This window comes from Saccharopolyspora sp. SCSIO 74807, from assembly GCF_037023755.1.
In the GTDB taxonomy this organism is placed as follows: Bacteria; Actinomycetota; Actinomycetes; order Mycobacteriales; family Pseudonocardiaceae; genus Saccharopolyspora_C; species Saccharopolyspora_C galaxeae.
In genome coordinates this window covers 4,721,642-4,735,039 of the sequence record NZ_CP146100.1, presented here as the reverse complement: position 1 = coordinate 4,735,039, position 13,398 = coordinate 4,721,642, and the positions used below count along the sequence as shown (strand labels likewise).

Below are 13,398 nucleotides of genomic sequence, written 5' to 3'. Positions count from 1 at the left end.
TCTTCGAGGGACGCGGTGTTTTGGTGGGCCTCGGCATCATTGGGGGCTGCGCCGTCATCGAGGGCTCCGGCATTCGACGGCCCCGGCACTTGACCGTGGCGGGCACCGAGGAGCAGAACTGGACGCTTCACCCGGCACGTTGTGGAGGCACCGTGGGACAGCCTCGTGTTGCGGACGAAGCCGACGTCCGCTGGATCACCTTCGACCGCCCGGAAAGCGGCAACGCCCTGCACCTGGACGATCTGGAGCAGGTCGCCGAAGCCGTCCGCGGCGTGCACGGCCGGGCGCGGGCGATCGCGTTCACCGGCAGCGGGCACGTGTTCTCCGGCGGGATGCACGTGGACACCTTCGCCGAAGCAGGCCCGGACGACGGGCGAGCGGTGATCTCGCGGGTGCGCGACTGCCTCGCCGAAGTCCGGCACTGCGCGGTGCCGACCGTCGCGGTGCTCAACGGCCACTGCGTGGGCGCGGCGTTCGAGCTGGCGCTGGCCTGCGATCTGCGGGTCGCCCACCACGGGGTGCGCGTCGGGTTGCCCGAGGTCAAGCTCGGCATCCCGTCGGTGGTCGAGGCCGCGCTGCTGCACCAGTACATCGGCCTGTCCAAGGCCAAAGAACTCGTTCTGACCGGCGAGCTCTACCCGCTGGGCACCTTCGCGGGCCACGACCTCGCCAACCGCACGGTGGAACCGGGACGGTTGCGGACGGTGGCGCTGGAACTGCTGGCATCGGTCACCGCGCACACGGCCGAGGTGATCGCCGCGCAGAAGTCGCTGTTCGAGACCTGGCTCAACGACGGCTTGCAGCGCAGCGTCGACACCAGCGTCGACGTGTTCGCCGAGGTCTTCCGCGAGCCCGCGACCGCCGAAGCCGTCGCGGCTTACCGCAGCAGCCGCCGGCCGAGTCGACCCGCTCCGGAAGCAGGCTGAGCGCACGCGCCCCGGCTCACGAGAAGCGGCCGACGAACCGCTTCTGCCAAGGCGTCTCCACGGCGCGCTTCGAGTAGTTCTCGCGCACGTAGGAGATCGGATCGTGCTCGGACGGCCCGTCCATCGCCACCAAGCAGGCCAGCGCCGTACCGGTGCGGCCGAACCCGGCGCCGCAGGCGATCTCGACCCGCTCGGTCTCCGAACGCTCCAGCGCCTCCCGCAGCGCCGCGCCGAAAACGGCGCGGTCGGTCGGCAACCAGAAGTCCGGCCAGCGCAGCCAGCGGCTCTCCCACTCCGTCTCCGGCGGCCTGCGCCCGCGCAGGTACAGCGCGAAGTCGGGTTTCGGTCCGGCGGGCAACCCATTTCGCAGCCCGCGGCCGCGCACCAGCCGTCCGGACGGCAAGCGCAGCACACCGGTCGCCGCAGGGTCCCAGGTCGTGTCCATCAGCCCAGCGTATTCCGCCGAACACCACTGCGAATGATCGGATGCTCGCGAAGCGCGACCGACCTTTATCCACAATGGATCGAATCGGAATCCGAACCCACCGCGGCGGAGCCGCCCAGCAGAGCTTTCAGGCAACGAGCAAGGACCGGGCCTCACATCTTCGCCACCGCGGCGTGCAGCGTCTCCGCGGCCATCCCGAGCCCGTCGAGCTGGGAGTAGTCGGCGTCCTCGTGCTCGATGTTGACGGCCATGTCGGGGTCCACTTCGGACAGAGCGGTCAGGAATCCGCTCCAGTACGCGACGTCGTGCCCGACGCCCACTGCGACGAACTTCCAGGCCGGGTCCTGCGGCCAAGCGTTGGCCCAGTGCCCGATACCGGTCGGGACCTTGCCGGGCGCATCGGCCGGCACCCGGGAGAACGACGTGTCCAGCACGCCGCGCACATCGGCCCCAGGGCAGATCTCGGCGTCCTTGGCCGCAGCGTGGAACACCAGCGGCCCGAGGTGGCGGATGCAGGCCGCGACGTCCATGCCCTGCCACATCAGGTGCGAAGGGTCCATCTCGGCACCGACGTTGGTCGCACCGGTCAGCTCGACCAGCCTGGTCAGCGTCACCGGGGAGAACACCAGGTTGTGCGGGTGCATCTCGACCGCGACCCGCACGTCGCGGGCCCGCGCCAGCCCGTCGATCTCCGTCCAGAACTCGGCGGCCACGCCCCACTGGTAGTCCAGCACGTCCAGGTAGACGCCGTCCCACGGGTTCACCACCCACGACGGGTATTTCGCCGCCGGGTCGGAGCCGGGAGTGCCGGACATGGTCACCACGTTGCGCACCCCGAGCAGCCCGGCGAGTTCGATGGTGCGGCGCAGGTCGTTCGCGTGCTTCGGGCCGACGCCGGGTAGCGGGTTGAGCGGGTTTCCGTTGCAGTTGAGCCCGGTCAGCTCCATGCCTCGCGCGGCGAAGCCCGCCAGGTAGTCCCGCCTGGCGGCCTCCGAGGACAGCAGCAGGTCCACCGGGCAGTGCGGCGCTGGCAGGAAACCACCGGTGTTGACCTCGACCGAGCTCAACCCGTTGGCCGCGAGCACGTCGAGGACGTCTCCGAGCGGGCGGTCGTGCAGACAGGCGGTGTAAGCACCGAGTTTCAGCGGCATCGCGGTACCTCCGGTTCAGGCGACCTCGACCGCGGCGCCGCCGTCCTCGGCGGAACGCACGACGGCGCGGATCACGTTCATGGTGTGCAGGGCGTCGGCGAAGGTGGCGCACGCGGGCAGCGGGTCGGCGATGCCCGCGATCTGATCGAGGAACGCGCGGCACTGGTAAACGAACATCTCCGCGTTGCCGCCGCCGTTGCCCGGCGCCTGCATCGGGTAGCCGCCCGCGAAGTAGGGCAGCTGCGGCCCGGCGATGACCTGCCGGGCACCGCGGGTGCGCGCTTCGGGCTGCGCGTCGTCGAAGGTGTACTCCGCCGGGCGGTGCCAGTCGAACGACGCCCGCCCGGACACCCCGCAGGCATCGACGGCCAGCCCGTTGGGCATTCCGAACGCGGTGCGCGAAACGGAGAACGAGCCGGTGATCCCGGAGCCGAACCGCGCGGTGAACGCCGCGGTGTCCTCGTTGCCGACCTCTCCCAGCTCGGCACCGACCGGAGCCGGTTCGTGCCCGACCACCGGGCCGAGCGGAACCGGCCGCTGCGGGATCTGCGTGGACAGCAGCCCGCCGGTGACCGACGAGATCGGGCCGCAGACGTGCTCGGCGACGTCGATGAGGTGCGCCCCGAGGTCGCCGAGCGCGCCGCTGCCGGGGCCGCCCTTGAACCGCCAGCTAAGCGGACCGCGCGGGTCGGCGGCGTAGTCGGCCCAGTAGCGGCCGTTGAACAGGCTCAGCTCGCCCAGTTCGCCGTCGCGCACGTGCCCGCGGATCGCGGCGAGCGCCGGTGAGCGGCGGTAGGTGTAGCCGACCGAGGTCACCACGTCGCCGGCTCGTTCGGCGGCCACCATCGCCTCCGCGTCGGCGATCGAACCGGCCAGCGGCTTCTCGCACAGCACGTGCTTGCCCGCGCGGATCAGCTCTTCGGCGATCGGCCGGTGCAGGTCGTTGCCGACGACGATGCTGACCGCGTCGATCGACGGGTCCGCGGCGATCGTCTCCCAGCCGGAGACCGCCCGCTCGTAGCCGTAGCGGCGGGCAGCGTCGGCGGCGAGATCGGGGTCGGCGTCGGCGATCGCGGCCAGCCGCACCGGCGGCAGCCCCGCGCCGAAAACCGTGTTGACCTGCCGATAACCGGCCGCGTGGCTGCGCCCGGCCATGCCGGCGCCGATCACGGCGACCGACAGCGGTTGCTCGGACATCGGGTGGAGTCCTCTCGTCGCCCGAGGCCGGGCCCGGAGGGGCGACCGGAGTCGGGGAGGTGCGGGAGCGGGAAGAGTTCTACCGAAACGTTTCGGTAACCTGCGACGGCGGGCATTAGGCAGCTATGGTCCTTATGTCAATACATACTCAGCGGGGCTCCGGGGGCTCCGCACACAGGAGGTCAGCCAAGTGCCCACCAACTCCGGCCGGGCGACGATCGTGGACGTCGCCCGCGCCGCCGGGACCTCGGTCTCCTCGGCCTCGGTCGCGCTGCGCGGCGCTTCCGGCGTCTCGGAGCCGACCAGGGAACGCATCCTGGAAGCCGCGCGACGGCTCGGCTTCCGCGCCGACCGGCAAGCCAGCCTGCTGCGCAGGCAGCAGCCGCGGGTGCTGGGCGTGACCTTCGCCCTGGACCAGCCCTTCCACACCGACGTGGTGGACAACCTCTACCGCGCCGCGGACGGCTGCGAGCACGACCTCGTGCTCAGCGCGGCGACCGCGACCCGCTCGGAGACCGACGCCGCCGAGAGCCTGTTGCGGGACCGGGCCCGCACGCTGCTGCTGATCAGCCCGGCGCTGTCCGAGCGGCAGCTGGCCGAGCTGACCACTCGGGCATCAGTGGTCACCATCGGCTCGCAACTGCGGGCGGGCCGGGCGGATTCGGTGCGCGCCGACGATCAGCAGGGCATCACCGACGCCGTCGAGCACCTCGTCTCGCTGGGCCATCGCGACATCGCCTACGCCGACGGCGGGGACTGCGCCATGAGCGCGGTCCGCCGCGCGGCGTACGCCGAGGCGATGCGAACGCGCGGACTCGAGCCCCGGGTCATCGGCGGTGCACCCACCGAGGAATCCGGGATCGGGATCGCGGAGCACCTGCTCGCGCAGGGCGGCCCGCCCACGGCGGTGCTCGCGCACAACGACATGATCGCGCTCGGCCTGCTGCTGACCCTGCGTTCGCGGGGAATCGCGGTGCCCGGCGAGGTTTCCGTCGTCGGCTACGACGACACCCGGACCGCCGCGCTGGCGACGGTCCGGCTCACTTCGGTGAGCCAGGACGCGGCCCGGCTGGCCCGGACCGCGGTCGAACTCGCGACCACCGAGGGAGAGGAACCGTCCGGGCAGGACGTGGTGGTGCCGACGCGCCTGGTCGTGCGGGACACCACGGGACCGCCGCGGGAGTGAAGGTCCTTCGTGGACGGAATCTCCGGGTCACGGCTGCACCGTCACCTCCCGCAGGCCCGCGTTGCCCTCGCCTTCCGGGTTGGTGAGCTCGACGCGGACGAACCGCGCCGTGCGGCCTTCCGGCATTTCCGGCGCGGCTTCCCGGAAGTGCACACCGTCCACAGAGGTCAGCAGGCGCGACGACACCGGCTTCGTGTCCGTCCACTGTGGCGTTATGCGGGAGATCTGCTGCGGTGCGCCGAGATCGACGGTCAGCGATCCCGGGCCGGTGGCGTCCAGTTCCCACGTCGTGGCGGGGCTGCCGTCGACCGCGGCTTCGGCGTACTTGCCCGCGTCCTCGGACGTGGCGGTCGCGGTCTTGCAGCGGGCGAGGTCGTCGGTCGGAGCACGGTCCGGGCGGCGGGTCTTGAGGCTCAGCGGCGCCGCCTCGCTCACGACGTGCGCACCGTCGGGCGCGTGCACCGTGAACGGCTCTCCCCCGCGGAGTTCGACGGTGCTCGTCTCCGGGCCGACGCGGACGTCGAAAGTCCTGCCCTGCCAATGCAATTCGGTCAGCTCGACGCCTCGCGGCAGCTGCGGCGGCAGCATCGGGTCGAGCGCGACGCCGTCCGCGCGCCAGCGCAGGCCGGTCAGCCCGAAGGTGAACACCTGCGAATACCCGCCGCCTCCGGTCAGGAAGTTCAGCGCGGGCGCACCGGCGCCCTCCCCCGCCTGATCCCCGCGCGCCTCGGAGAACTGCGCGAACGGTTCCCGCACGAACGGCCGGATCGAGCGGTTCAGGTAGGTGTTGGTGGCGCAGCCGGGTTCGCCTGCCGCGGCGGCGTCGATCGCGTGCACCGCGTCGGTCATCGCCGGGCCGTCCGGATCGGTGCGCGGCGCGTAGTAGTCCAGCGTGTTCGCCGCCGCCTCCGGCGACATCGGCCATTCCAGCGGGTATTGCAGCAGCACCGTGTCGGCCTGCTTGATCTTGCCCCCCTGGTAGCCGTCGTACTGCTGGAACACCTGCTGCTGCGGGTCGAACGGGATGCGCAGCTTGTCGGCGATCTCGGTCCACTGCGGGGGTGCCTGCCCGCCCAGCACGCGAGCGGCTTCCGCCGCCTGGCGCAGCGCGGTGGCCGCTCCGGCGTTGGTGAAAACCCCGTCGTTGACGCCGTTGCTGTATTCGTCGGGCCCGGCGACGTTGTTGATCGAGTAGCTGCCGTCCGGGTTCGGGGTGACCCGGCCGGTCCAGTACTCCGCGATGCTCTGCAGCACCGGCCACCCGTGCTCGCGCAGCCACTGCCGGTCACCGGTGGCCAGGTAGTACTGCCACGCCGCCAGCGCCACGTCGCTTTGCAGGTGGTTCTGCGTCCGGCAGTGCGGCGGATCCCAGCTGTGGCAGTCCTTCTCCAGATCACCGGTGTCCGCGCTGGTCCACGGGTAGAAGGCGCCGCGCTGGCCGAGAGCGGCCGCGTTGGCGCGCGCGGCGGGCAGCGTCTTCTCGCGGTACTCGACCACCGATTTGGCCAGTTCCGGGTGTTGCAGCAGCAGGCTCGGGTACATCCACAGCTCGGTGTCCCAGAAGATCAGGCCCGCGTAGTTGTCGCTGCTGAGCCCGGCGGGCGGGATGCTGGTGTCCTGCCCTTCGCGCACGCTCGACAGCAGCGCGTACTGCGTCGAGCGCAACGAGTTCTGCAGGTCCGGGCGCCCCGGGACGCGGATGTCGCTGTCCCACAGCCGCAGCCACCGCTGGACGTGCTCGCTGAACAGGTCCTGCCAGCCGCGGCGGGCGGCGTCGTGCGAGGCCGACACGGCCGAAGTGGCGTGCTGCGGCGAGGTGTCGACTCCGACGAACTTGCCGAGCTCGTAGGTTTCGCCCTGTTCGACGGGGAAATCCACGGTGTGCTCGGCGGTCAGCCCGTCGACGCTGCGCCGGTGCTCGGTGACGTCGACGCCCGAGCCCGGCCGCAGCGTCGACGCCACGGTCCCCTTGGCGCCGACACCGTCGGTGGAGAACCCGACCCGGACCGTGTCGCCGTTCGCGTCACCACCGGTCGGCTGCATCCGGCGCGCGCCTGCGCCGTCGATCGCGTCGGTGACCCGCGCCTGGCCGTCCCAGCGCGGGGTCATCCGGACCCGCACCGCGCCCACGCGCTCGTGCGCGCGGTCGGCCACCACCTCGTAGACCAGGTCGGTGGCCCGGCCGTCCGGGGCGGTCCAGGTCAGCTCGGTGCGCAGCAGTCCACATCGGACGTTGAGGGTCTGCCGGTAGTGCGAGATCTGCTCCGGCGGCGTGTATGCGCCGTATTCCTGGTCGCCGACGCCGACACCGAGCGTCGACCAGGTCGGGATCGCCGCGATCGAGTGCCGGTCCTTCGGCGTCTGGTCCGTCGGCGCGAGCCCGTAGAGCCCGGCGACGAAAGCACCGTCGAGCCGCGGCGTCTTCAGCGGATACCCGGTCTCCTCGCCGGTGGCCATGTAGCCCATCCCGGCGGGCGGAACCCGCTGCCCGAGGTAGCCGTTGCCGACGAAGGCGTGCCGGGTGTAGGTGTTGTCGAACTCGCCGGTGGACAGCTCCCACCCCGGCCCGGCGGCGCAATCGGCGGGCGGCTGGGCCGGAACGGCTTGCATCGGAGTGGGGGCCACCGTGGTCGCGATCGCCAGCACGGTGCCGCCGAACACTCCCCCGAAGCGCGTCAGTCGCATGGAGACACCTTTGTCCTGGGCCGGCACGAACAGCCGGAGAGCCAACACTCTGTCACGGGTTCAGTCAATACCGGGTTCGCGGCGCAGTTCCCGGTTCGGCGGGCGCCGGGCGGCGAAACCGTCTCGTCAAGCGAGTTCGTGCACTTCCAGCGAGATGACCTCGACCCGGCCTCCATCGGAGAACAAGCACAGGCGGTCCGCACCCGCATCCGGCAGCACCAGGTCGGTGAGCACCGCCTGCCCCCGGTCCCCGAACACCTCCACGCAGCAGCGGTCCGCGAGCAACCGGATCCGCAGCACCTCGCCCGCCGGGTCCAGCGGCGTGCCGTGCCGTGCCGGGAACGTGGGGCCGACCGGTGCCGATCCGGACTGCGTGCGATCGACGAAGAGCTCGCCCGCATCCGCGTCGTAGCCCACTCGGGTGCGCCGTCCACCGCCGGCGAACACGTCGAACCCGAACGCGCTCGCCGTCCCGAGCCGGAACTCGGCGACGACGTCGAGCGCGGTTCCGGTGAACTCCGGCGCCGATTCGCCGAGGACGCCTCGCCATCGCCGCACCCCCGCACGCCGGGACTCCAGCTCGGCGACCGGCTGCTGGGTCAGCAGCACCCCGGAAGCGGTCGCGGTGAGGCCGACCTGCCGCGGCACGGTCATCGCTCCGCGCCAGGGATCCGTGGGCACCTGCTCGGCGTAGTCCCAGTTGCTCAGCCAGCCGATCAACAGCCGCCTGCCATCCGCGGCTGGAACGTCCGAAAAGGACTGCGGAGCGTAAAAGTCGGCTCCCCGCTCCGCCCAGCGCACCCCGTCGGCCGGGCCCTGCGCGGAAAAGGTCGTCCCGTCGAAGTCGCCGAGGAAGTACTGCGTCGCCGAACCGCCGGCGGGACCGCCGGGGTTGATGCTGACGATCAGCACCCACCGCGTGTCCGCCGGATCACCGTCCATTGGCAGCTCGAACAGGTCCGGGCACTCCCACACGCCGCCGTGCGCGCCTTCTGCGGCGCCGAACTCGCTGAGCCGGTGCCATTCCCGGAGGTTCGGCGAGCCGTAGAACACGATGCGGTCCCCGGCCGCGAGCAGCAGGATCCACTGCGCGGACCGCTCGTGCCAGAAGACCTTCGGGTCGCGGAAGTCTTCGACGCCCGGGTTCGGGATGACCGGGTTGCCCTCGTACTTGGTCCAGGTGCGCCCGCGGTCGGCGCTGTGCGCGATGCTCTGCTGCTGGGTTTCGCCCGCGCTGGTGTAGATGGCGACCAGTCCCGCGCCGCCGTCGAAGAACCCGCTGGTGTCGTGGTGGTCGACCACGGCGCTGCCCGAGTAGACCTCGCCGAGCTCGTCCGGCCGCAGCGCGACGTCCAGCTCCTGCCAGCGGACCAGGTCGGTGCTGACCGCGTGCCCCCAGCTCAGGTTCGCGTGCGCCGTGCTTTCCGGGTTGTGCTGGAAGAAGAGGTGGTACTCGCCGTCGTGGTGCACCAGGCCGTTCGGGTCGTTCATCCAGTTGCGCGCCGGGGTGAAGTGCACCGCCGGTCGCCAATGCGGCGTCGCCGCGGCGCGAGCCGGTGCCGGGGCGAGGCCCAGGCCGAGCAGGGCTCCGGTGCCGACGAGGAAACCGCGGCGGTTCAGCGCCCGGCCACCGGGTGTCGTTGCGGCCCTGAAAGCGTCCGATCGCTGCTGCCATGCGGGTTGGTCGCGCACTCGATCCTCCTTGATCAAGCCTTCCGATCAGAGCGTTGTGCTGCGGTTGGGACTCGGCCGACATCACCGCGCGTTCTCGGAACCTGCGTTCGCTGAGGAGCATCAGCTGCTTGACGCAGGAACTCGGATTCCTGGGGAGGCCTAGGTGGCCGCGGGTTCCTCGTCGAGGTCCCGTTCGAGCAGCGCGACCAGCTCGTCGAGCGCTTCGGCGCTTTCCGAGCTCAGCTCCACCTGCTCGCCCTGCCGGGCGCCGAGCGTCATCAAGCCGAGCACGCTGCTCGCGTCGACCGGGTCGCCGGGACGATCATCGGTGACCTTCGCGATGGTCACCGCGGCGGGCTGCCCGGCAGCGGCCGAAGCCAGCAGGGCGGCGGGCCGGGCGTGCAGGCCGACCGCGGCGGCGATCGTGGCGCGACGATTCATGGAAATGCCTCTCAGTCCGTCGGTGCGAAAACCCTCGAGCTGCTTCCCGCGCAGCGAATTCAGGCTGCGACGGCGGTTTCGGCGGCGCCGGTCCGCTCGGTCCGCCGGAGCCGCTTGGCCAGCAGCACCGCCCCCGCCGCGACCACGACGCCCGCGACGATCGCACCCAGGTACGGCAACAGGTGCCCGGCGAGCGGCAGCACGAACACCCCGCCGTGCGGGGCGCGCAACGTGGCACCTGCGGCCATCGACAGCGCACCCGTGGTGGCCGAGCCGAGCACGACCGGCGGGATCACGCGCAGCGGGTCGCCCGCCGCGAACGGGATCGCGCCTTCGGTGATGAACGATGCGCCCAGCAACCACGCCGTTCGACCGGCGTTGCGCTCGGCCGCGGTGAACAGCTTCGCGCGCACCGCAGAGGCCAGCGCCAGCGCCAACGGCGGCACCATCCCCGCAGCCATCGCCGCGGCCATGACCTCCAGCGAGGTCTCGCTGGCGATGCTCAGCCCGCCGACGGCGAAGGTGTAGGCGACCTTGTTGACCGGTCCGCCCATGTCGAACGCGATCATCGCGCCCAGCAGCGCCCCGAACAGCGCGGCGTTGGTTCCGGACAGGCCGCTGAGCCAGCCGGTCAGCCCGCTCATCGCCGCGGCGATCGGCTTGCCGACCAGCACGAACATGATCGCGCCGACCAGCAGCGAGCCCAGCAGCGGCAGCACCACCACCGGCATGATCCCGGCGACCGCCCGCGGCACCGGAATCCGCACCAGCGCGGCGACCACGGCACCGGCCAGCAGGCCCGCGACGAGCCCGCCGAGGAACCCGGCGCCGACGGTCACCGCGACCGCGCCGCCGACGAACCCGGGCGCGATCGCCGGGCGCTCGGCCATCGCGAACGCGATGAAGCCGGCGAGCACCGGCACCAGGAAGTCGAACGCCTGCTGACCGATCTGGTTGGCCAGTGCCGCCCAGCTCTGCGCGCTCGCCGCGTCGAAGTGCTCGGTGACCGGTGGTGCCTCGGTGATCTGGTAGCCGCCGAGCGCGTAGCTCAGCGCGATGAGCAGTCCGCCCGCGGCCACGAACGGCAGCATGTAGCTCACGCCGGTCATCAGCCATTGGCGCAGCCGTGCGGCCGGACCTGCGCCCGCCTGCACCTTGCTGCCCAGTTCGGCTGCTCCGGAATCGTCCGGCGCCGCCGCTTCGGCGGCTTCGGGCTTGTGCTCGGCTGCCGTGTCTGCGCGTTCGAGCAGACCCGCGGCGTCGTTGATGGCCTGCTTGACGCCGGCTTCGACGATCGGTTTTCCCGCGAAACGCTCGCGGTCCCGCACGCCGACGTCAGCAGCGAAGATCACCGCGTCCGCCGCCCGCACGTCGGCCTCGGAAAGCGGGCTCGACCCGGCCGAGCCTTGCGTCTCCACCCGGATCTCGGCGCCTGCGTCCTTCGCCGCCTGCTCCAGGGCTTCGGCCGCCATGTAGGTGTGCGCGATTCCGGTGGGGCAGGCGGTGACGGCCACGAACTTCACGGCGAGACCTCCTGGCGCACGTACTGCGCCAGCGCCGCCGGATCGTCGGCCCGGCGCAGCGCCGTGGTGAACTCCTCGCGCACCAGCCGCCGGGCGAGCGCGGCGAGCACGGTCATGTGCTCCTCCCCGCCACCTTCCGGCGCGGCGATGAGGAAGATCAGCGTCGCCGGGCCGTCGTCGGCGCCGAAATCGACCCCCGCGGTGCTGCGGGCGAACACCAGCGTCGGCTCGGTCACCGCGGCCGAGCGGCAGTGCGGGATGCCGATGCCGCCTTCCAGCCCGGTCGCCATCTGCTCCTCCCGGGCCCGCACATCGGCCAGGAACCGTTCGAGGTCGGTGATCCGCCCGGCGTCGACGGCCCGCTGCGCCATCGAGCGCACGGCCGCGCGCCGGTCGTCGGCCGCGAGGTCGAGGTCGACCAGGCCGGGCGTGATCAGTTCGGTGGGGGTCATGCCGCCGCTCCAGTGAGGCTCAACGTCTCGTCCACTTCGTGCACCCGCACCCGTGCCGTGCGCACCTGGTGCGGGGCGGGCATCCGGGAGCCCGCCAGCCCGACCGCGGCGGTGCCGTAGGCGACCGCCGCGCGCAGGGCCGCGGGCCCGGATCCCCCCGCTCGCAGGAAACCCGCGAGCGTCGCGTCTCCCGCTCCGACGGTGCTGAGCACCGCCGGAACCGCCCGGCTCGTCGCGTGCCAGGCTCCGCCGCACTCCGCCAGGAGCGCCCCGTGCTCGCCGAGGCTGACCAGGACCGCCCGCACCCCGCACGACCGGATCTCGCCAGCGGCGTCGAGCACGTCGCCGAGCCGCGGCAGCGGTCTGCCGACGTGCCCGGACAGTTCCTGCAGGTTCGGCTTGATCAGGTCCGGCCCGGCCGCGCAGGCAGCGGTCAGCGCCGCGCCGGAAGCGTCGACCGCCACGCGCGTGCCCGCGGCGCGCCCGGCGGCCACAAGCCGCGCGTGCAGGTCGTCCGCGCCGCCCGCGGGCAGGCTCCCGCAGGTGACCAGCCAATCCGCCGTTTCGGCGAGTTCGGCGGAACGCGCTTCGAGCGCGGCTTGTTCGGTCCCGGTCAGTTCCGGGCCGGGCTCGTTGAACTTGCTCGTGGTCCCGTCGGCTTCGACGACGGCGAGGTTGCTGCGGATCGACCGCGCGATCGGCACCTCGGCCACCGGGACGCCTTCGGACGTGAGCAGTTCGGCCAGCTCGGCGCCCTCGGCACCGCCGGTGGGCAGCACGGCCACGGTGCGGCTGCCCGCCGCCGCCAGCGCCCGGGCCACGTTCACGCCCTTGCCGCCCGGGTCCAGGCGCGCGGCACCGGCGTGGTGGATCGTGCCCGGAACCAGCCGGTCCACCGCGACGGTGCGGTCCAGGCTCGGGTTCGGGGTGACCGTGACGATCATGCCGGGACCACTTCGGTCTCCGCGGCGAGTTCGGCGCGGGCCTCGGCGTCCAACGCCTCATCGCTCACCACGGCGTCCATCTCGCAGATCCGGGCGAAGCGGCTGAACTGGTCGTCGCCGTACTTGCTGTGGTCGGCCAGCAGCACGCGCCTGCGGCTGGCCGCGACCATCGCCGCCTTCACCGCCGCTTCCGCGGTGTCCGGCGTGGTGCATCCGCGGTGAGCGGAGAAGCCGTTGGTGCCGAAGAACCCGACGTCCACGGTCAGCCCCGCCAGCACGTCCAGCGCCCACGACTCGACCGAGGCCAACGTGGTGCCTCGGATGCGCCCGCCGAGCATGTGCAGCGTGCAGTTGGTCCGGTTGGCGAGCTGGGTGGCCACCGGCAGCGAGTTCGTCACGACGGTGTATTCGCGATCGCTGGGCAGCAGCCCGGCCAGCCTGCCGGTGGTGGTGCCCGCGTCGAGCAGCAGCGTGCCGCGCTGCGGCAGCAGGTCGACCGCGGCGCGGGCGATGCGTTCCTTCTCCGCGGCGTTGGTCTTGTCGCGCTGGGTCACGCCCGGTTCGAAGTCGATGCGGCCCACCGGGATGGCTCCGCCGTAGACGCGGCGCACCAGCCCCTGCCGTTCGAGCGCGCCGAGATCGCGCCGGATCGTCTCCGGTGCGACCTCGAGCTCGGCCGCCGCGGCCATGACGTCGATGCGCCCGTCGCGCCGCGCCCGCTGCGCCAGCAGCTGCTGCCGCTCGGCCCCGTACATGCCCGTTTTCCTCCGCTTC

12 protein-coding genes are annotated in these 13,398 nt (G+C 72.1%); 2 read left to right on the top strand and 10 right to left on the bottom strand.

What is annotated here, in order from left to right; genetic code table 11:
- The first annotated feature begins 152 nt into the window (after window positions 1-152).
- Window positions 153-926: an enoyl-CoA hydratase/isomerase family protein gene (locus tag V1457_RS21660; RefSeq protein ID WP_338596376.1), complete on the top strand. Its 774-nt coding sequence runs from the start codon at window positions 153-155 to the stop codon at window positions 924-926.
- Between the two features lie 16 nt (window positions 927-942).
- On the opposite strand, the gene V1457_RS21655 is transcribed toward V1457_RS21660, so the two are convergent.
- From V1457_RS21655 to V1457_RS21645, 3 genes are all read right to left on the bottom strand, one after another.
- Window positions 943-1,371, bottom strand: coding sequence for a protein-tyrosine phosphatase family protein (locus V1457_RS21655; RefSeq protein WP_338596374.1), 429 nt, complete (start codon window positions 1,369-1,371; stop codon window positions 943-945).
- 152 nt (window positions 1,372-1,523) lie between these two features.
- A complete protein-coding gene (locus tag V1457_RS21650) occupies window positions 1,524-2,522 on the bottom strand; it encodes a sugar phosphate isomerase/epimerase (protein WP_338596373.1) in 999 nt (332 codons plus the stop codon).
- A 15-nt stretch (window positions 2,523-2,537) separates the two neighbouring features.
- Entirely contained in the window at window positions 2,538-3,719 is a 1,182-nt protein-coding gene (locus V1457_RS21645; protein WP_338596371.1) for a Gfo/Idh/MocA family oxidoreductase, read from the bottom strand.
- 190 nt (window positions 3,720-3,909) lie between these two features.
- On the opposite strand from V1457_RS21645, the gene V1457_RS21640 reads away from it, so the two are divergent.
- The gene (locus V1457_RS21640) at window positions 3,910-4,905 is read left to right on the top strand and encodes a LacI family DNA-binding transcriptional regulator (protein ID WP_338596369.1); all 996 of its coding nucleotides are present in this window, start codon (window positions 3,910-3,912) and stop codon (window positions 4,903-4,905) included.
- A gap of 27 nt (window positions 4,906-4,932) precedes the next feature.
- On the opposite strand, the gene V1457_RS21635 is transcribed toward V1457_RS21640, so the two are convergent.
- The 7 genes from V1457_RS21635 to V1457_RS21605 all read right to left on the bottom strand — a co-directional run bounded on the left by V1457_RS21635 (window position 4,933) and on the right by V1457_RS21605 (window position 13,379).
- The gene (locus V1457_RS21635; protein ID WP_338596367.1) at window positions 4,933-7,590 is read right to left on the bottom strand and encodes a glycosyl hydrolase family 65 protein; all 2,658 of its coding nucleotides are present in this window, start codon (window positions 7,588-7,590) and stop codon (window positions 4,933-4,935) included.
- 126 nt (window positions 7,591-7,716) lie between these two features.
- Complete coding sequence (locus tag V1457_RS21630) at window positions 7,717-9,282, bottom strand: glycoside hydrolase family 32 protein (RefSeq protein ID WP_338596366.1); 1,566 nt, start codon at window positions 9,280-9,282, stop codon at window positions 7,717-7,719.
- 141 nt (window positions 9,283-9,423) lie between these two features.
- Window positions 9,424-9,705: an HPr family phosphocarrier protein gene (locus V1457_RS21625; RefSeq protein WP_200070416.1), complete on the bottom strand. Its 282-nt coding sequence runs from the start codon at window positions 9,703-9,705 to the stop codon at window positions 9,424-9,426.
- A 59-nt stretch (window positions 9,706-9,764) separates the two neighbouring features.
- On the bottom strand, window positions 9,765-11,228 hold the full coding sequence (locus V1457_RS21620; protein ID WP_338596364.1) for a fructose-specific PTS transporter subunit EIIC: 1,464 nt from the start codon (window positions 11,226-11,228) through the stop codon (window positions 9,765-9,767).
- Complete coding sequence (locus V1457_RS21615) at window positions 11,225-11,680, bottom strand: PTS sugar transporter subunit IIA (protein WP_200070418.1); 456 nt, start codon at window positions 11,678-11,680, stop codon at window positions 11,225-11,227. Before V1457_RS21615 ends, V1457_RS21620 begins: the two co-directional genes overlap by 4 nt.
- Window positions 11,677-12,624, bottom strand: a complete 948-nt coding sequence (locus V1457_RS21610; RefSeq protein WP_338596363.1) for a 1-phosphofructokinase family hexose kinase — start codon at window positions 12,622-12,624, stop codon at window positions 11,677-11,679. Before V1457_RS21610 ends, V1457_RS21615 begins: the two co-directional genes overlap by 4 nt.
- A complete protein-coding gene (locus V1457_RS21605) occupies window positions 12,621-13,379 on the bottom strand; it encodes a DeoR/GlpR family DNA-binding transcription regulator (RefSeq protein ID WP_200070420.1) in 759 nt (252 codons plus the stop codon). Before V1457_RS21605 ends, V1457_RS21610 begins: the two co-directional genes overlap by 4 nt.
- Window positions 13,380-13,398: the final 19 nt, after the last annotated feature.

Excerpts from the sequence above, each read along its gene's own strand:
- V1457_RS21645 (WP_338596371.1), bottom strand. The coding sequence starts at position 3,719 with ATGTCCGAGCAACCGCTGTCGGTCGCCGTGATCGGCGCCGGCATGGCC.
- V1457_RS21655 (WP_338596374.1), bottom strand. The coding sequence starts at position 1,371 with ATGGACACGACCTGGGACCCTGCGGCGACCGGTGTGCTGCGCTTGCCG.
- V1457_RS21615 (WP_200070418.1), bottom strand. The coding sequence starts at position 11,680 with ATGACCCCCACCGAACTGATCACGCCCGGCCTGGTCGACCTCGACCTC.
- V1457_RS21610 (WP_338596363.1), bottom strand. The coding sequence starts at position 12,624 with ATGATCGTCACGGTCACCCCGAACCCGAGCCTGGACCGCACCGTCGCG.
- V1457_RS21650 (WP_338596373.1), bottom strand. The coding sequence starts at position 2,522 with ATGCCGCTGAAACTCGGTGCTTACACCGCCTGTCTGCACGACCGCCCG.
- V1457_RS21625 (WP_200070416.1), bottom strand. The coding sequence starts at position 9,705 with ATGAATCGTCGCGCCACGATCGCCGCCGCGGTCGGCCTGCACGCCCGG.
- V1457_RS21635 (WP_338596367.1), bottom strand. The coding sequence starts at position 7,590 with ATGCGACTGACGCGCTTCGGGGGAGTGTTCGGCGGCACCGTGCTGGCG.
- V1457_RS21605 (WP_200070420.1), bottom strand. The coding sequence starts at position 13,379 with ATGTACGGGGCCGAGCGGCAGCAGCTGCTGGCGCAGCGGGCGCGGCGC.